Origin of the sequence: Jannaschia formosa (assembly GCF_003340555.1) — a bacterium.
GTDB classification, from domain to species: domain Bacteria; phylum Pseudomonadota; class Alphaproteobacteria; order Rhodobacterales; family Rhodobacteraceae; genus Jannaschia; species Jannaschia formosa.
Genome location: NZ_QPLJ01000001.1, coordinates 406113 through 423649, shown reverse-complemented (window position 1 = coordinate 423649; position 17537 = coordinate 406113). Strand labels below are relative to the sequence as shown.

At 71.2% G+C, this 17537-nt stretch carries 20 protein-coding genes; 9 read left to right on the top strand and 11 right to left on the bottom strand.

All coding sequences use genetic code 11. The features are described 5' to 3' along the window. Positions 1–9 precede the first annotated feature (9 nt). Positions 10–1209, top strand: a complete 1200-nt coding sequence (locus tag DR046_RS02160; protein WP_115379462.1) for a GNAT family N-acetyltransferase — start codon at positions 10–12, stop codon at positions 1207–1209. Beyond that, positions 1206–1445 carry a 4a-hydroxytetrahydrobiopterin dehydratase gene (locus tag DR046_RS02155; RefSeq protein ID WP_115379460.1) on the top strand — a complete coding sequence of 80 codons (240 nt, stop codon included), beginning with the start codon at positions 1206–1208 and terminating at the stop codon, positions 1443–1445. The genes DR046_RS02160 and DR046_RS02155 overlap by 4 nt, the downstream gene beginning before the upstream one ends. A gap of 3 nt (positions 1446–1448) precedes the next feature. Here DR046_RS02155 and DR046_RS02150 read toward each other — a convergent pair whose 3' ends face one another. The 4 genes from DR046_RS02150 to rocF form a co-directional block, all read right to left on the bottom strand. After that, a complete protein-coding gene (locus DR046_RS02150) occupies positions 1449–2294 on the bottom strand; it encodes a metallophosphoesterase family protein (RefSeq protein ID WP_115379458.1) in 846 nt (281 codons plus the stop codon). Then, complete coding sequence (locus DR046_RS02145) at positions 2294–3244, bottom strand: diacylglycerol/lipid kinase family protein (RefSeq protein WP_115379456.1); 951 nt, start codon at positions 3242–3244, stop codon at positions 2294–2296. Before DR046_RS02145 ends, DR046_RS02150 begins: the two co-directional genes overlap by 1 nt. Positions 3245–3361: 117 nt before the next feature. Then, on the bottom strand, positions 3362–4387 hold the full coding sequence (gene ocd, locus DR046_RS02140; RefSeq protein WP_115379743.1) for an ornithine cyclodeaminase: 1026 nt from the start codon (positions 4385–4387) through the stop codon (positions 3362–3364). A gap of 32 nt (positions 4388–4419) precedes the next feature. Continuing rightward, on the bottom strand, positions 4420–5334 hold the full coding sequence (gene rocF / locus DR046_RS02135; RefSeq protein ID WP_115379454.1) for an arginase: 915 nt from the start codon (positions 5332–5334) through the stop codon (positions 4420–4422). A gap of 116 nt (positions 5335–5450) precedes the next feature. On the opposite strand from rocF, the gene DR046_RS02130 reads away from it, so the two are divergent. Next, positions 5451–5873, top strand: coding sequence for an Lrp/AsnC family transcriptional regulator (locus DR046_RS02130; RefSeq protein WP_115379452.1), 423 nt, complete (start codon positions 5451–5453; stop codon positions 5871–5873). A 109-nt stretch (positions 5874–5982) separates the two neighbouring features. Here the strand turns inward: DR046_RS02130 and DR046_RS02125 are convergent, their stop codons facing one another. The 3 genes from DR046_RS02125 to DR046_RS02115 form a co-directional block, all read right to left on the bottom strand. Next, entirely contained in the window at positions 5983–6525 is a 543-nt protein-coding gene (locus tag DR046_RS02125) for an ASCH domain-containing protein (protein ID WP_209313530.1), read from the bottom strand. A gap of 4 nt (positions 6526–6529) precedes the next feature. After that, the gene (locus tag DR046_RS02120) at positions 6530–8008 is read right to left on the bottom strand and encodes an alanine/glycine:cation symporter family protein (protein ID WP_115379450.1); all 1479 of its coding nucleotides are present in this window, start codon (positions 8006–8008) and stop codon (positions 6530–6532) included. A gap of 170 nt (positions 8009–8178) precedes the next feature. Continuing rightward, a complete protein-coding gene (locus DR046_RS02115) occupies positions 8179–8667 on the bottom strand; it encodes a peroxiredoxin (protein WP_115379448.1) in 489 nt (162 codons plus the stop codon). Positions 8668–8742: 75 nt separating this feature from the next. On the opposite strand from DR046_RS02115, the gene DR046_RS02110 reads away from it, so the two are divergent. The 5 genes from DR046_RS02110 (at position 8743) to yaaA (ending at position 13793) form a co-directional block, all read left to right on the top strand. After that, positions 8743–9942: an NAD(P)/FAD-dependent oxidoreductase gene (locus DR046_RS02110; protein ID WP_115379446.1), complete on the top strand. Its 1200-nt coding sequence runs from the start codon at positions 8743–8745 to the stop codon at positions 9940–9942. Positions 9943–9949: 7 nt separating this feature from the next. Next, the gene (gene rsmD, locus DR046_RS02105; protein ID WP_115379444.1) at positions 9950–10498 is read left to right on the top strand and encodes a 16S rRNA (guanine(966)-N(2))-methyltransferase RsmD; all 549 of its coding nucleotides are present in this window, start codon (positions 9950–9952) and stop codon (positions 10496–10498) included. A 91-nt stretch (positions 10499–10589) separates the two neighbouring features. Beyond that, complete coding sequence (locus DR046_RS02100) at positions 10590–10850, top strand: hypothetical protein (protein WP_115379442.1); 261 nt, start codon at positions 10590–10592, stop codon at positions 10848–10850. A 61-nt stretch (positions 10851–10911) separates the two neighbouring features. Further along, positions 10912–12972, top strand: a complete 2061-nt coding sequence (gene recQ / locus DR046_RS02095; protein WP_115379440.1) for a DNA helicase RecQ — start codon at positions 10912–10914, stop codon at positions 12970–12972. A gap of 56 nt (positions 12973–13028) precedes the next feature. After that, a complete protein-coding gene (gene yaaA, locus DR046_RS02090) occupies positions 13029–13793 on the top strand; it encodes a peroxide stress protein YaaA (protein WP_115379438.1) in 765 nt (254 codons plus the stop codon). A 100-nt stretch (positions 13794–13893) separates the two neighbouring features. Here yaaA and dapE read toward each other — a convergent pair whose 3' ends face one another. The 3 genes from dapE to DR046_RS02075 form a co-directional block, all read right to left on the bottom strand. Next, a complete protein-coding gene (gene dapE, locus DR046_RS02085) occupies positions 13894–15048 on the bottom strand; it encodes a succinyl-diaminopimelate desuccinylase (RefSeq protein WP_115379436.1) in 1155 nt (384 codons plus the stop codon). Next, positions 15045–15380 (bottom strand): DUF8846 family protein, encoded by a 336-nt coding sequence (locus tag DR046_RS02080; RefSeq protein ID WP_115379434.1) that lies wholly within the window; start codon positions 15378–15380, stop codon positions 15045–15047. The genes dapE and DR046_RS02080 overlap by 4 nt, the downstream gene beginning before the upstream one ends. A gap of 112 nt (positions 15381–15492) precedes the next feature. Then, on the bottom strand, positions 15493–15750 hold the full coding sequence (locus tag DR046_RS02075; protein ID WP_115379432.1) for a GlsB/YeaQ/YmgE family stress response membrane protein: 258 nt from the start codon (positions 15748–15750) through the stop codon (positions 15493–15495). A gap of 120 nt (positions 15751–15870) precedes the next feature. Here DR046_RS02075 and DR046_RS02070 point away from each other — a divergent pair, with 120 nt between their 5' ends. Further along, positions 15871–16161 carry a DUF6525 family protein gene (locus DR046_RS02070; protein WP_115379430.1) on the top strand — a complete coding sequence of 97 codons (291 nt, stop codon included), beginning with the start codon at positions 15871–15873 and terminating at the stop codon, positions 16159–16161. A gap of 10 nt (positions 16162–16171) precedes the next feature. Here DR046_RS02070 and DR046_RS02065 read toward each other — a convergent pair whose 3' ends face one another. Then, positions 16172–17509 (bottom strand): HlyD family type I secretion periplasmic adaptor subunit, encoded by a 1338-nt coding sequence (locus DR046_RS02065; RefSeq protein WP_115379741.1) that lies wholly within the window; start codon positions 17507–17509, stop codon positions 16172–16174. Between the last annotated feature and the right edge of the window lie 28 nt (positions 17510–17537).

The window sequence follows — 17537 nt, the reverse complement described above, 5'->3', positions numbered from 1 at the left end:
TAACCGTCCATGACCGCCACAGCCCCCGACACCTCCGTCGAGATCCACGTCCTCGGCGGGCTCGATCAGATCGCGCCCGAGGACTGGGACGCCTGCGCCTGCCCCGAAGCGGCGGATGGCGGGCCGCCCCACGATCCCTTCACCACCTACCGCTTCCTGCGCGCGCTGGAGGACAGCCATTCCGTCGGCCCGCGCACCGGATGGCAGCCGCAATACCTGACCGCGCGGGCGGGGGGCGAGGTCATTGCCGTGGCGCCGCTCTATGCCAAGGGGCACAGCCAGGGCGAATACATCTTCGACCACAGCTGGGCCCATGCCTGGGAGAGGGCGGGCGGCGACTACTACCCGAAGCTGCAGCTCGCCGTGCCGTTCACCCCTGCCACGGGCCGCCGCTTCCTCGTGCGTCCGGGATGGGAGGCGGTCGGGATGCAGGCCCTGGTCCAGGCGGCGGTCCAGGTGACCGAGCAGAACGGTCTCTCGTCGCTGCACGTCACCTTCTGCACCGAGGCCGAGCGTCGGGCCGGCGCCGCCCTCGGCCTGATGGAACGGTCGAGCCAGCAGTTTCACTGGTTCAACCGCGGGTACGCCGATTTCGACGCCTTCCTCGCCGACCTCTCGTCGCGCAAGCGCAAGAACATCCGCAAGGAGCGGCGGGAGGCCCAGGGCTTCGGCGGCGAGATCCGCGCCTATACCGGCGACGCGTTGCGGCCCGACCACTGGGACGCGTTCTGGCGGTTCTACCAGGACACGGGCCGGCGCAAATGGGGCCAGCCCTACCTGACGCGGGCCTTCTTCGACCTGCTGCAGGAGAGGATGCGCGACGACGTCCTGCTTGTCCTGGCCGAGCGCGACGGGAAGCCGGTGGCGGGCGCGCTGAACTTCATCGGGCGCGACGTGCTCTATGGCCGTTACTGGGGCTGCACCGAGCATCACTCCAACCTGCATTTCGAGTTGTGCTACTACCAGGCCATCGACCACGCCATCGCGCGCGGGCTGTCCCGGGTCGAGGCGGGGGCGCAGGGCCAGCACAAGCTGGCGCGCGGCTATCTGCCGGTGACCTGTCATTCGCTGCACCATATCCCGAACGAGAGCTTCCGCGCCGCGGTGGCGCAGTTCCTCGAGGCCGAGGCCGCCGCCATCGAGGAGGATATCGAGGTGCTGACGGCCTATGGCCCCTTCAGGCGCGGCCAGCAGGAGGAACAGGAATGACCCCCGACGGATGGACGGAACACGACGGCGGGCTGGAGCGGGACTTCGCCTTCGCCGACTTCGCCGAAGCCTGGGGCTTCATGTCGCGCGTGGCGTTGCTGGCCGAGAAGGCGGATCACCACCCGGAGTGGTCGAACGTCTGGAACAAGGTGTCGATCCGGCTCACGACGCATGATGCGGGCGGGCTGACGGACAAGGACCGGGCGCTCGCCTCCGCCATCAACGGGCTGACCTGACCCTCACCGGCGGCGCCCGGCCCGGGCCTGGCCGACCTCCGCCGGCTGATCGGCCCCGTCCCGCGCGATCCAGGTGTCGCCCGGCTTCTCGAAGGCGGCGCGGCGGGTCGGCCGGAAGACGGTCTCGCCCTCGGCGGCTGTCCATTGCTCCACATCGACGGCGCGGCCCTCGACCGTCAGCAGGTTGAAGTCGTTCGGCTCGCCGCGCACCCGCGTCGACAGGCCGGTCCCGGCCTGCACGAACAGCACGCCCGACGCGTCGGCGAAGGGTCGCGCGTGCCAGGTGTGCAGATGCCCGGACAGGACGATGTCGGCGCCGCATTTGCCCAGCTTGCGCAAGGCATCCCCGGCGCCGCGCATCAGCCGCTTCTCGACATCGGGCCCGTGTTCAAGCGGGTGATGCAGCATCGCGACATGCATCCGCTGCCCGGCGTCGTCTTCGAAGGCATCGCAGACCCGGCGCACGGTATGCCGCCCGATCCGCCCGCGCTGCCAGGAGAAGCGGTTGACCGTGTTGACGCCGATGATGGCGACCTCGGGGTCGGTCCAGCTCGGCTCCAGCTCGCGGTCGATGTAGTGCCGGTAACGCTTCCAGGGCCGGAACATCCGCACGAACAGGTTGTCGAGCGGCGTGTCGTGATTGCCCGGCACGGCGATATGCGGCGGCTCAAGCAGGGAAAGGAAGGCGCGGGCGGCGCGGTACTGGCCCAGCCGCGCGCGCTGCGTGAAATCGCCGGAGATGGCGACGATGTCCGGCGCGATCTGGTTGATCGTGTCGATCAGCGGACGCAGCAGTTCCGGCCGGTCCCGCCCGAAATGCAGGTCGGAGACGTGGAGGATCCGGCGCATCAGGACGCGCGCTCCGGCGATGGCGGGGCGGCCACGCGCAGCGGCGTGTCGAGCATGCGGAACTCGAAGGGCGAGGTCAGCTTTTCCCGCTCGCCGTCGCGGGCGACCAGCCTGCGCTTCGCCTTGGTATGGATGTCGATCGCGGTGCCGCTGTGATACTCGAAATCGCGGCCGCGCTTCATCGTGCCCCAGGCCAGCCGCAGCGCCATGGTCAGCAGGCCCCAGCGACCCGAATCCGGCGCGAGGAACAGCGCGAAGCGCCCCGCCCGGACGTCCTCGGGCCCGTCGAGCCCCAGCAGCTCCAGCTGGTAGGCACTGCGCGCCACGAAGGCAAGCGGGCTGCGCCGCGCGACCTCCTTGCCGTCGACCGCAACGCGGAGCGATAGCGGGCGATGGAAGCGCATCAGCGTCGTCAGCACCGACCAGTGCGCCGCGAGTCGCGACCGGCCCCAGCGCTTGTAGGTCCCCTCCCGCTCGGCGAGGATCGCTGGATAGAGGCCGAGGCTCGCGTTGTTGAGAAAGATCCGGCCGTTCACATGGCCGATGGCGATCTCGCGCTCGGCGCCCGAGGCGATCAGGTCCAGCGCGGCGCCCGGCTCCTCCGGCAGATCGAGGCTGCGGGCGAAGAAGTTGAAGGTGCCGTTGGGGATCACGCCCAGCCGCTTCCCGGCGCGATGCGCGACTCCGGCGACCGCGCAGATCGTGCCGTCGCCGCCCGCCGCGACCAGCGTCCCGAACCCGTCCCGCGCGGCCCGTTCCGCGACCTCGGTCGGATCCTGCTTGCGCCGCGTCTCGCGCAGCACGACACGCCCGCCGAGCCGCTCAACCGCGGCCTCGATCTCGGCCCGGCGGGCGGCGCCGCCCTTGCCTGACCCGGGGTTCAGCACGATGCAGATGTCCGGCGTGCGGGAGACGGGCTCTCCGCTCATGGTCAGGGGGTGTCGGCTCATCTCGGGCTCCGGGCTGCGGCAGGAGGCCAACGCACGCCCCGCCCGTCCGGTTCGACTCACCGTCCGTCATTCTTCGCAGGCCCCGCGACGGAAGGCCGTCCCGGGGTGCGGCCCCGGCTACGCTCCGACAGCGCGCGAGACCATCCCGAACAGGTCGCGCGGATCGTCGGGATCGGCCAGCATGTCGAGCAGGGTGAAATGCCCCGTCCGCTGCATCTCGCCGTGGATATGGCGCAGCGCGCTGAAATCCTCGGTCGCGAAGCCGACCGAATCGAACAGCGTGATCTGGCTGGCCGAGGTCCGGCCCGGCGCCTCGCCGGCGAAGACGCGCCAGAGTTCGGTCACCGGATGATCCTCGGGCAGTTGCTGGATCTCCCCTTCGATCCGGGTCTGGGGCGGGTACTCGACGAAGATGTCGGAGCGCAGCAGGATGTCGCGATGCAGCTCGGTCTTGCCGGGACAGTCCCCGCCGATGGCATTGAGGTGCACGCCGGCGCCGACCATGTTGTCGGTGAGGATCGTCGCCTGCCGTTTGTCGGCGGTGCAGGTCGTGACGATTTGCGCGCCCTCGATCGCCTCCTCGGCGGAGCCGCAGGGCACGACCCGCAGCCCCGTGCCGCGCAGGTTCCGCTCCGCCTTGGCGGTCGCGGCGGGATCGACGTCCCAGAGTCGCACCTCCTCGATGCCGAGGCAGTGGTGGAAACCCAGCGCCTGGAACTCGCATTGCGCGCCGTTGCCGATCATCGCCATCACCCGCGCGCCTTTAGGGGCCAGATGGCGGGCGGCGGTGACCGACATGGCCGCCGTGCGCAGGGCCGTCAGCACCGTCATCTCGGACAGCATGACCGGATAGCCGGTATCGACCCGGGCCAGCACGCCAAAGGCCGTCACGGTCTGGAAGCCCCGCGCCATGTTGGCCGGATGGCCGTTGACGTACTTGAAGCCGTAGAACTCCCCGTCGGAGGTCGGCATCAGCTCGATCACGCCCTCTTCGGAATGGGAGGGCACGCGCGCGACCTTGTCGAAGCTGTCCCAGCGCAGGAAGTCGGCCTCGATCCGGTCGGCGATGGCGGCGATGGTCTCGGCCACGCCCGCCTCGTTCACGATGCGCATCATGTCGGCGACCGAGACGAACGGAACCATGGCGAGGCGGGAGGGGGCGGGGGCTTGGCAGGTCACAGGCGGCTCCGAGTCGGACGGTCGAGGACCGTCTTGCCGAAAAGGGACGAGACGAGGTCCACCATCAGCGTGGCGGTGCGGCCGCGGTCGTCAAGGAAGGGGTTCAGCTCGGCCAGGTCCAGCGAGGTGACGAGGCCGGAATCGTGCAGAAGCTCCATCGCCAGATGCGCCTCGCGGAAGGTGGCGCCGCCGGGGACGGTGGTGCCGACAGCGGGCGCGATGGCCGGGTCGAGGAAGTCGACGTCGAGGCTGACATGCAGCGCGCCATCCGCTGCGGCCACGCGGTCGAGGAAGGCGCGGAGCGGCGCGGCGATCCCGTGCTCGTCGACATGGCGCATGTCTGCGGTCTCGATCCCCGTCTCGTTCAGGGCGCTGCGCTCGTATCCGTCGACGGAGCGCAGGCCGATCATGCAGATGTTCGCGGGATCGACAGTGGCGGCGGGCGCCGGGAAATACGGCGTGAACTCGGACCGTCCGGTGAAGTAGCTGACCGGCGTGCCGTGGAGGTTGCCGCTGTCGGTGCTCTCCAGCGTGTGGATGTCGCTATGGGCGTCGAGCCAGAGCACGAAGAGCGGGCGCCCGGCGCGCGCGGCCATCGCCGGAACCGTGCCCGCCGCCATCAGGTGATCGCCGCCGAGGAAGATCGGCAGGCGGTCCCGCGCCACCTCGACCGACTGGAGGGCCGCGACCCAGCCCGCCGCCTCTGCCAGGTCGTGGATCGCCGGATTGGCGGCCGGGCCGGTTTCGCGGGGCGTGGCACTGAGGTTGCCGCGGTCGCGCACGTCATGGCCCAGCGCGATGAGCGCCCGGTCCAGCCCCGCGGTGCGCAGCGCGTCCGGCCCCATGACGCAGCCGCGCCGCCCGGCGCCGCATTGCATGGGCACGCCAATGAGGTCGATCTGATGGGTCATGTCGGGCTCCTGCATCTGTTGCCCGGAAGATCGGGGCTTCACCTGGCAGGCGCGAGCGGGATAAGCGGTCGAAACGGGCGGCGGATCGCCCGATTTGGTCAACAGGATTGCGCAGGATGGACGATCTGGACGGGCGTCTTCTGGCTGCCCTGGCGGCGGACGGGCGGGCCTCGGTCTCGGCGCTCGCGGCCGAACTCGGCGTGACGCGCGCGACGGTGCGGGCGCGCATGGCGCGGCTGACCGAGGCCGGGGAGATCCTGGGCTTCCGCGCCGTCCTGCGCGGCGACCTGGCCGACCGCCCCGTCCGCGGCGTCGTGTCGATCGAGGTCGAGGGCACCGGCGCGCCGCGCATCACCCGTTCCCTGCTGGCCCTGCCCGAGGTGATCGCGGTCCACTCCACCCACGGCCGCTGGGATCTCGTGGCCGAACTGGGTGCGGACACGCTGGAGGCGCTCGACGCCGCGCTGGGCCGCATTCGCCGCATCGACGGGGTGAGCCGGTCGGAGACCAGCCTCTATCTCTCGACGCGGCGGCGTTAGAGGCGTTTGCCGTCCGGTCCCTGCCGGGGCGGGGGAGGGGGCTCTGCCCCCGCTCGCTCCGCTCGCCCCCCCCGGCATATTTGCGGAGCATCGAAAGCGGGGGCCGGGTTCACCCGCAACTCCCGGTTGGCGGATCGGCCTTGGGTCGGGTGCCGAAGGGCCTGGCAGGCGGCTCGGGCCAGGCCGGGGGCAGGTCGTCGAAGAGGCCGCCCTCGGCTTGGCCCCAGTCGCGCATCCAGCGCAGCGGCGGGGCGATCTCGCCGCCGGGCCGCCAGTCGAAATAGCCGCGCGCGCCGGGGGCGGGGATCGGCTCGCAGGGCACGGGGTCGCGCAGCACGAGGCCCATGCGCCCGCCGAACCAGGGGCTGTCGGAGGCGCTGACGATGCCCGTGACCTCGACCGCGCCGAGGATGGCGCGGCGCGGCAGGGCGTCGGGCCGGGGCACGGCGACGCCGTCCCGCCCCATGCGCCAGACCGCCCAGTCGTATTCCGCCCTCGTCATGCCCGACGCCGCGTGCAGGGCAATGCGGCCGGGGGTCATGCCCCCGGCGGCGATCGAGAAGGCGGACCGGTTCTCGATGTCCTTCCCGGCGTGAAGGATTGCCCAGGCCCAGGGCTGGCGCACGGACAGGGCCCGGGACGGGAGCGGCATGGGCCTACTCGGCGGGCGAGGCCGCCGCGCCGGGCCGGGCGGGCGGCACGAAGGGCTCCGGCGCCTTGCCGGTCCAGGCGGTCCGGTCGATATCGAGATCCGCGAACCTGTCGGGGTCGAAGACGGGCCGCTCCACCCCGGCGGCCAGTTGCGCGCGGAAGTCGTCGAGGATGCGCTTGGCGGTCGGGAACAGCATCATCAGCGCCAGCAGGTTCACCACCGCCAGGATGCCCATCATCGGGTCCGAGAACGAGAACACCGCCATCGCGTTCGGCGCCACCGCGCCGAGGAACACGATGCCCATGATCGCCAACCGCAGCACCTGGACCGCGATCTTCCGGTCGGTCAGCACCGACAGCGCGTTTTCGCCCAGGTAGTAGTTGTAGATGATCGAGCTGAAGGCGAAGAGCAGGATGGCGATCGTCAGGACATAGCTCGTCCAGCCGCCGAGATGCGAGGCCAGCGACTGCTGCGTCAGCACCACGCCGTCGATCTCGTTGCCCGGCACGTAGACGTCGCCCAGCAGGATCACCAGCGCCGTCGCCGTGCAGATCAGGATCGTGTCGATGAAGACGGACAGCGACTGGGTTATGCCCTGGCTGATGGGGTGGCGCACGGCGGCCGTGGCCGCGACGTTCGGGGCCGAGCCGAGCCCCGCCTCGTTCGAGAACAGCCCGCGCCGCAAGCCCTGCGCCAGCGCCGCGCCCATGCCGCCGCCGACCGCCTCGCGCAGGCCGAAGGCGTTGGCGACGATGTCCCACAGCACGGCGGGGACCGAGAAGAGGTTGAGGACGATGATGATCGCCGCCAGCGCGAGGTAGCCCACCGCCATCACCGGCACGATCTTGTCGGCCACCTTGGCGATCCGGTGGATGCCGCCGAAGACGATGAGCCCGGTGCCGACGGTCAGCACGATGCCGGTGATCACCCGGTCGATGCCGAAGCTGTCGGCCGCGGCCCCGGCGACGGTGTTGCCCTGGAAGGCGTTGAAGCCGATCGCGAAGGACGCGATGAGGCAGATCGCGTAGAGCACGGCGAGCCAGCGGTATTCCTCGCCCAGGCCGTGGATGATGGAACGGGCGGGGCCGCCCCGGAACTCTCCGGTGTCGGGGTCGCGGCGCTTGTAGAGCTGCGCCAGGGACGACTCGATCAGGCTCGTCGCCATGCCGATCAGCGCGATGGCCCACATCCAGAAGACGGCGCCCGGGCCGCCGAGCGAGATCGCCACCGCCACGCCCGCGATGTTGCCCCCGCCGACGCGCCCGCCGACCGAGATCAGAAGCGCCTCGCGCGCCGAGATCGCGTTCGGATCGGCGCCCGGATCGTTGGGGCGGAGAACGCGGAACATGCGCCTGAAGAACCGGAACTGGACGAAGCCGGTCGTCACGGTAAAGAACACGCCGATCACGACGAGGAACGGGACGAGTGCCCAGCCCCAGGTCAAATCGTTGATCAGGTTGAAGATCGCGTCGAGAAAGCCCATGGCAGACCCTTCCCTTCCGGAGGTTGCGGGTCCTTCAGGCTAGGCAGCCGGCCGACACCTGGGCAAGGGGGCGGCCGCTCCTGTTTCCGGATGGCCGCCGATCTGCCCGATAATTGCGCGGCCCCGCGCGCGACCTCCGCAGTCGGCGCGGCGCGCGCGGGGCTGCCCTTCTACAGCTCCTTCAGGAGCGACTCGCCGGCCGAGACGTCGCAGACGCCCGGGCTCTCCTCGACATGGATCGCCTTGACCGTCCCGTCCTCGACCAGCATGGCATAGCGCCGGGAGCGGCCGATCAGCCCTGCGGGCGGCGCGTCGAAGGACAGTCCGATCGCCTTGGTGAAGGACCCGTCCGCATCGGCCAGCATGTGGATCCCGGCCTCGGTCGCGCCGGTCGTCTCGCCCCAGGCCTTCATCACGAAGGGGTCGTTGACCGAGACGCAGACGATGGTGTCGACGCCCTTGGCCGCGAACTTGTCCTTGGTGCGGATGAAGCTCGGCACGTGGGCCGCCGAGCAGGTCGGCGTGTAGGCGCCGGGCACGGCGAAGATCGCGATGGTCTTGCCGTCGGTCAGCTCGGACAGCGACACCGCCTCCGGCCCTTCGCCGCCCAGTCGGATCAGGTCGGCCTCCGGCAGCCGGTCGCCCGTGGTGATGGTCATGTCGCGTCCCTCGCGTTTGAACTCTCTCCCGGAGCGTTATAGCTGGCCGCAGGGGCAGGGCCAGGGAGCAGCGTCATGGATCACATCGCCGTCGTCGGTGCGGGCCAGGCCGGGGCCGTGGCGGTCGAGACCCTGCGCAAGGCGGGCCATGCCGGGCGCCTGACGCTGTGGGGCGACGAGCCGCATCTCCCTTACCAGCGCCCGCCGCTGTCGAAGGCCTACCTGCTGGGCGAGATGGAGCGCGAGCGGCTGCATCTGCGCCCGCGCGCCTTCTACGACGAACTGGGCGTGGAGCTGCATCTGGGCGCGCGGGTGACTGCGCTGGACCCTGGCGCGCGGACCCTGACCCATGCCGGCGGGACCGAAAGCTGGGATGCGATGATCCTCGCCACCGGCTCTGCCGCGAACCGACTGCCGGCGCGCTGCACCGCCGGATTGCCGGGCGTGCACACGATCCGGACGCTCGCCGATATCGACGCGCTCGCCCCCGAGATGGTGGCGGGCCGCCGGATGCTGGTCGTCGGCGGCGGCTATATCGGGCTGGAGGCGGCGGCGGTGGCCCGCAAGATCGGGCTGGAGGTCACGCTGGTCGAGCTGGGCGTCCGCCTGCTGTCCCGCGTCGCCTGCGAGGACACGGCGGACTGGTTCCGCAAGCTCCACCGCGATCACGGGGTCGACCTGCGCGAGGGGGTCGGGCTCGACACGCTGCTGGGCGAGGGCCGGATCGAGGGCGCGCGGCTCACCGACGGAAGCGAGATCGCGGTCGATCTCGTCCTCGCAGGGATCGGGGCGCATGCCGTCACCGATCTGGCCGAGGGGGCGGGGATCGCCTGTGCGAACGGGATCCTGGTGGACGAGCTGGGCCGCACCTCCGTTCCGGGCGTCTGGGCCGCAGGCGATTGCGCGTCCTTCCCCTTCGGCGGCGCCCATGTCAGGCTCGAAAGCGTCCCGCACGCCATCGACCATGCGGAGGCCGTGGCGCGCAACCTGCTGGGGGCGGGGCAGCCCTATGTCGCGAAGCCGTGGTTCTGGTCGGACCAGTATGAGGTGAAGCTCCAGATCGCGGGGCTGAACACGGGCTTCGACCGGGTCGTCGCCCGCGACGACGCGGGCCGGTCGCACTGGTACTACGCGGGCGACCGGCTGCTTGCGGTCGATGCGATGAACGACCCGCGCGCCTACATGGTCGGCAAGCGCCTGATCGAGGCCGGGCGCTCGCCCGATCCGGCGGCGGTGGCCGACGCAGGCGTCCCGATCAAGAGCCTGATGGCGTGAGGCGGCGATGAGGATCGTCGGGGGCCGCTGGCGTGGCCGCCGCCTGGCCACGGTCGGCAAGGGCGACGCGGCCGCGCGCCTGCGGCCGACCTCCGACCGGGTGCGCGAGGCGATCTTCAACCTGATCCAGAACGGCGGCCACGCGGCCGCGCTGGACGGCACGCGCGTGCTCGACGTCTTCGCGGGCACCGGTGCGCTGGGGCTCGAGGCGCTGAGCCGGGGCGCCGCCGAGGCGACCTTCCTCGAGCAGGGCCGGCCGGCGCTGAACCTCCTGCGCGAGAACATCGCCCTGCTGGAGGCGCCGGCCCGCATCGTCGCCCGAGACGCCCGCCGTCCCGGCCCCGGCACGCCGCACGACCTGGTCCTGCTCGACCCGCCCTACGGCCGCGCCTTGGGCGAGGCCGCGATGACCGCGCTTCTGGCGGCGGGCTGGGTCGCCCCCGGCGCTCTGATCGTCTGGGAGGAGTCGGCCCCGCCCGTCCTGCCGGAGGGACTCGTCTGTCTCGACACCCGCACCTATGGCGGGACGGTCGTTACACTGGCTGGAAGATCCTGACCTATCGCCCAAAAATTGCCCTACTCCTTCGGCAGATCGTCCTCACAGCGCCCCCGACTCGCGCGCCAGGAAAAAGGAGGTCGTCCCGTCGATGTCGCAGCTCGAGCCCGTGATCTGGCAAGTCTCCTCACCGGTACCGCGTGCCCCGGCAACCGATCGTGAACTGCGCCAGGCCTTCCGCACCGCGTCCGTCCAGGCCGAGGTGCAACGAGAGCGGGGCAGGCGCGAGCGGCTGTACACGCTCGGGATTGCCACGGCGGTGTGCTGCGGGCTGATGCTGAACGCCCCTACGATCGCCCTGGGCGTCGAGATCGGCCTCGCGACGGTGCGGGGGCTCGGCGGGTTCCTCTGACGCAGGGGGAGGGTGCCGCCCTCCCTTGCCTGGCGATTCGAGGTGTGGGACTTGCGGTCCCATGACCGATCTCTCCGATCTTGCGGCGCCGCCCGATCCCCGGGCCCTGCTCGCCTCCGTCTTCGGCTTCGACGCCTTCCGTCCCGGTCAGGCCGAGATCGTGGCGGCGGTCATGCAGGGCCGCGACGTGCTGGCGATCATGCCGACGGGCGGCGGCAAGTCGCTCTGCTTCCAGCTTCCCGCGCTCTGCCGCGAAGGTCTCACGGTGGTCATCTCGCCGCTGATCGCGCTGATGCGCGACCAGGTCCGCAGCCTGCAGGAGGCGGGGGTGGCGGCGGGCGCCCTGACCTCGGGCAATACCGAGGAAGAGACCGAGGAGGTCTGGCGGGCCATCGAGGACGGTCGGCTGAAGCTTCTCTACATCGCGCCGGAGCGGCTGGCCTCGACCGGCACCGAGCGGATGCTGAAGCGCGCGAACTGCACCCTCATCGCCGTAGACGAGGCGCATTGCGTCAGCCAGTGGGGTCACGACTTCCGCCCCGACTACCTGCGGATCGGCGCGCTCCGCCAGACGCTCGGCGTGCCGCTCGCCGCCTTCACCGCGACCGCCGATGCCGAGACCCGCGAGGAGATCGCGCGCCGCCTGTTCGACGGCACGCCCGAGATCTTCCTGCACGGCTTCGACCGGCCGAACCTGGCGCTCGCCTTCGAACCGAAGAACCAGCCCCGCCGCCAGATCCTGTCCTTCGCCGCCGCCCGGCGCGGCCAGTCGGGCATCGTCTACTGCGGCACGCGGTCCAAGACGGAGGGTCTGGCGAAGGCCCTCCGCGACGAGGGCCATGCCGCCTGCCACTATCACGCGGGGATGGAGGCCGAGGATCGCCGCGCCGTCGAGACCCGCTTCCAGCGCGAGGACGGGCTGATCGTCGTCGCCACCGTCGCGTTCGGCATGGGCATCGACAAGCCCGACATCCGCTGGGTCGCCCATGCCGACCTGCCCAAGTCGGTCGAAAGCTACTACCAGGAGATCGGCCGCGCCGGCCGCGACGGCGCCCCCGCCGACACGCTGACGCTGTTCGGCGCCGACGACATCCGCTTCCGCCGCCAGCAGATCGACGAGGGACTGGCCCCGCCCGAGATGAAGGCCGCGGATCACGGCCGGCTCAACGCGCTGCTGGGCCTGGCCGAGGCGCAGGTCTGCCGCCGCGTCTCGCTGCTGGCCTTCTTCGGCGAGCAGACCGCGCCCTGCGGCAATTGCGACCTCTGCGCCGCCCCGCCGGAGCTGTTCGACGGCACGACCGAGGTGCGCATGGCGCTGTCGGCCATGCTGCGCACCGACGAACGCTTCGGCACCGGCCACCTGATCGACGTGCTGACCGCGACGGAGACCGACAAGACCCGCCGCTTCGGGCATGAGAGCCTGCCGACCTGGGGCGTGGGTCGCGACACGCCGAAGCACCAGTGGCAGGCCGTGTTCCGGCAGATGATGGGGCTCGATCTCGTCCGCCCGGACCCGGAACGCCACGGCGCCCTGCGCTTCATGGAGGGCGCGCGCCCCGTCCTGCGCGGCGAGGCGCAGGTGACGCTGCGCCGCGACACCATCAGGCGGGCGGAGCGACGCCCCGCCGTCAGGCAGCTGGTCGGCGAGGAGGACGCGCCGCTGCTCTCCGCGCTGAAGGCCAAGCGCCGCGCCCTGGCCGAGGCGCAGGGGGTGCCTGCCTATGTCGTCTTCACCGACCGCACCCTGATCGAGATGGCCGAAACGCGGCCCGCCACGCTGGACGAGATGGCCCGCATCTCCGGCGTCGGCGCGACCAAGCTGGAACGCTACGGCGCGACCTTCCTCGCCGTCGTCACCGGCGAGATGCCGGACGAGGTCCATCCCGCCCGTCGCAAGCTGGCCGGGCGCGGCGAGGGGGCGATCTACGACCGCCTGCTCGCCGTTCAGGCCGATCTCGCGCGGGGGGAGGATGGCACCGACAAGCCGATGACCTGCTCCTCGTCGCAACTGGCCAAGGTCGCCCGCGCCCCGGCCGACCGCGCCGCGCTGGACCGCATCCTCGGCGCGCGCCATGCCGACCGCTTCGCCGACGCCTTCCTCGAGGTGCTTCGGGAGGCCTGAACGGCTTGCGCGCGCGGCCGCGGCGGCTAGTTTGCCCGCGATAGGAGACCGCACCCATGCTCACCGTCATCTCGCCCGCCAAGTCGCTCGACCCGACGCCGGTGGACCTGCCCGCCACGGAGCCTCGCTTCCCCGAGGACACGGCGAAGCTCGTCACCCGGGCAAAGCGGCTGACGCTCAGGGAACTGCGGGCGCTGATGTCGATCTCCGAGGATCTCGCGCGGCTCAACCGCGACCGTTACCGCGACTGGGAGACCGCCGCGGAAAAGCCCGCGCTCTTCCTCTTTGCCGGGGACACCTATGCAGGGCTCGACAGCCGCAGCCTGTCCGAGGACGCGCTGCGCCACGCTCAAGGGAGCTTGCGCATCCTGTCGGGGCTCTATGGCCTGCTGCGCCCGCTCGACGCCATCAGGCCCTACCGGCTGGAGATGGGCAGCCGGCTGAACACCCTCCGGGGCCGCGACCTCTACGCCTTCTGGGGCGACCGCATCGCGAAGGCGCTGAACGCGGACGCGGAGGCGGCAGGCACCAGCCTGCTGCTCAACTGCGCAAGCCAGGAATATTTCGGCGCCGTCGCGCCGAAGGCGCTGAAGCTCAGGGTCATCGCGCCGACCTTCCTGGAGGACAGGCCCGGCGGCCCGAAGATCGTCAGCTTCGCCGCCAAGCGGGCTCGCGGCGCCATGGCCCGCTTCGTGGCCGAGCACCGCCTGACCGACCCGGCGGACCTGCGCGCCTTCACCGCCGGCGGCTACGAATGGCAGGACAGCCCCGAGGACGCTCCGGTCTTCCTGCGCCGCGCCGAACAGCGAAGCGCGGCCTGAGCCTTTCGATGCTCCGCAAAAATGCCCGCCGGAGGCGGATGCCAGCCCCGCGCGATTCCGGCGGAGCAGCGTCGCGCCACCCGCCACGGGCAAGAATTCTTCAGGAACTTTCCGCCGGCCCGAACCATCCGCTCAGGATCCGGCCGTAGATCGCCTTGAGCTGGCCGATCTGTTCGACCCGGACCCGCTCGTCGACGGCGTGCATCCGGTGGCCGACGAGGCCGAACTCGACCACCGGGCAGTGATCCTTGACGAAGCGCGCGTCCGACGTGCCGCCGGAGGTGGACAGGACCGGCAGGCGGCCCGTCTCGGCCTCCACCGCGGCGGAGACGAGGTCCGAGAGCGGCCCCGGCGGGGTCAGGAAGCTTTCGCCCGAGATCTTCACCTCGACGCCGACCCCGATGCCTGCCGCATCGGAGACCCGCGCCGCCTCGCCACGCAGCCAGTCGGTCAGCGAGGCGCCGGAATGGCTGTCGTTGAAGCGGATGTTGACCGTCGCGCGCCCCTCGGCGGGGATCACGTTGGTCGCGCCGTTCCCGACATCCATCGTGACCACGGCCAGCGTCGAGGGGTCGAAATGCTCCGTCCCCTCGTCCAGCACGGCCTCCGACAGGTCCGCCATCAGCCGGGCCATGGCGGGCAGGGGGTTCTTGGCGCGGTGCGGATAGGCGGAATGGCCCTGCACGCCCCGGAAGGTGAACCAGGCCGACATCGAGCCGCGGCGGCCGATCTTCATCATCTCGCCCATGTGCTCCGGGCAGGTCGGCTCGCCGACGAGGCAGGCATCCATGCGCTCGCCTTCCGCCGCCATCCAGTCGAGCAGGGCGCGGGTGCCATCGACCGACGCCCCCTCCTCGTCGCCCGTGATGGCCAGGATCACGGCCCCGTCGGGCGGCGTTTCGGTCACGAAGTCGATGGCGGCGGCGGCGAAGGCCGCGACGCCCGACTTCATGTCGGTCGCCCCGCGCCCGTAGAGCCATCCCTCCGCGATCTCGCCGCCGAAGGGGTCCCGCGTCCAGTCGGACCGCGCGCCGATCGGCACGACGTCGGTATGGCCGTTGAAGCCGAGGCTGCGCCCCCCCTTCGCGCCCCAGCGGGCGTAGAGGTTCGGCACGCCGCCCCGGTCGACCCGGGTGCAGGCAAAGCCCGCCGCCGACAGCACCTCCGCCAGCAGGACGAGCGCGCCGCCCTCCTCGGGCGTGACCGAGGGACAGCGGACCAGCGCCTGCGTCAGCGCGATGGGATCGGTGCTCATGCCTCGTCCTCCCGCAGGATGGTGGTCTGCGCGACGATGACGGCGTTCTCGGAGAGGGCCCGGGCCATCAGCGCGGCCTCTTCCTCGTCGATGTCGTGGCCCTCGGCCTCGCGCTCTTCCCTCGTGCCGTAGCCGGTGACCTCCAGCACATTCATGTCGGCAGATTTCAGCACGGCGACGGTCTCCCGCACCGCCTCCTCCTCGTCGACCCCGGAGGCATAGCACATGAGCGCCGCGCCCGAGGCGCCCTCGGGCAGCCCGTCCCCGGCCTTGCGGCCGATCTCGACGAGAAGGGTGAAGACGTGGTGCGGGCGCTTGGGCTTCTGGGACATGCGCCCGGGTGTGTGTCGCGCGCGGGGCGCTGTCAACATCGACCGGCCCCAGGCGTGAGAAGGGCGCCGCCCGGTCAGGCGACGCCCCTCGTGCGGCGGGTCTGGGCGGGCGTCAGGCGGAGCGGCCGCGGATCGCCCGGACGAGGAAGATGAGGATGCAGGCGCCGATGATGCCGACGATCATCTGCGCGATCCAGGTTCCCGAGGCGCTGAAGCCGAGCAGCCCGAGCAGGAAGTTCGCGATGATCGCGCCGACGATCCCGAGGATGATGTTCAGGAACAGCCCCGTGTCGGCCTTCATGATCATGCTCGCGATCCAGCCGGCGAGACCGCCGACGATGATCGCGGCGAACCAGCCCAATCCTTCCATGATGTGTCTCCTCGATAGCGCGGTGGATGATGCGGTGGATGTGCTGGTGACAAACGCGCGATCCGGGGTGGGGGTTCCCCGGCCTCGACAGCGGGTGGGATCGGACCCATCTATCCGCCCATGCAGGGCAATCAGCGCACCACGCTCGGCCTGTCCAAGGCGCAGCGCGACAACATGGCCGCCTATGACGCGCTGCCCGCGCCGCTGCGCGCCTGGCTGGCGGAGGCCCGGCTGCCCTGGTCGCCCGCCTCGGCGCGGCGGGCCTGGCGGAGGGCGCTGCTGCGGAATTTCGGGCGGACGAAGGCGGCACTGGCCGAGATGGACCGGCTGGAGGACGCCCGGCTCGCCCAGGACGCGCTGACCGTGGAGCGGGCGCAGGACGGGCTGGCGCCGCCGCCGGAGCGGCGGTGAGCGCCGCGCGTCACTCCCGGAAGGCGCGGTTGAAGTAATCGGACAGCGGCTTGATCAGATAGGCCAGCGGCGTCCGGTCCTCGGTTCGGATGAAGGCCTCGACCGGCATGCCGGGCAGCAGGACCTCGCCTTGCAGCCGTTCGATCTCGCCGTCGTTCGGAAGCACCTCGGCCTGATAGTAGGGGATGCCGGTCGCTTCGTCGACGAAGGCGTCGGGCGAGACGCGGATGACCGAGCCGAACAGTTCCGGCGTGGTGTTCGCGTCGAAGCTGGACATGCGCAGCGTCACCGGCTGGCCCGGATAGACCGAATCGATGTGGATCGGGTCGACCCGGGTCTGGATCACCAGCGGCCGGTCCTGCGGCACGAGAAACAGCACCGGCTCGGCCGGGCGGATGACCGAGCGGGGGGCGAAGACGGTCAGGCCGTAGACCACGCCCGCGACGGGGGCCGTGATCTCCATCCGGCTGAGCCGTTCTTCGATCGAGCGGAGCTGCTCGGCCAGCTCGACCTCGCGGAACTGGAGATCGCGGAGCTGGCTGATCGCCTCCTCGCGCAGGCGGTTGCCGAGCTTGATCACCTCCAGGTCGATTTCGGTGGCGCGGCCCTCCAGCTCGGCGACGGCTGCCTCGAATTCTCCGACCTGGCCCAGCAGGCGCGCCTCCTCGCGGCGCAGGCCCAGCACGCGGGGGGCCTGGGCCAGTCCGCGGTCGAGCAGGCTCTGCTGGGCGTCGAGCTCCTCGCGGAGGAATTCGAGCTGCAGCGCCAGCGCCTCGGACTGGGCCTCGATGCCGTCGACCTGGTTGCCGATCTGCTCCTTCCGGCGCAGCAGCTGCTCCGCCTCGCGCTCGTAGGTCTCGCGCCGGGCCTCGAAGAGGCGCTGCTGGCCCTCGACCGCGGCAGCGGTGTCGGCGTCGGTCGCGGCGGCCTGCAGCAGCTCCTCGGGGAAGTCCAGCGTGTCGAGCCCGTCGCGTTCCGCCTCGAGCCGGGCGGAGCGGGCGATGAGCTCGTTGAGCTGGTCGCGCAGGATCTGCGCCTCGGAGTTCTGCAGCGTGCGGTCCAGCGTCAGCAGGGTCTGCCCCGCCTCGACCACGTCGCCCTCGCGCACCTCGATCGAGGCGACGACGCCCCCATCGGGATGCTGGACGACCTGGCGGTTGCTCTCGACGGCGATCTGGCCCGACGAGATGATCGCGCCCGAGATGTTCGCCATCACCGCCCAGGAGCCGAAGCCGCCGAGCAGGATGGCAAGCGCCAGAACGCCGATCACCAGCTGGCGCCGCGCGCTCCATGAGCGGGCGGCGACCTGGGCGGGACGCTCGGCCTTGGCGGCCTGGGCTGCGGGCAGCCTGGCGGTGGCCGCGCGGACGGGAAGC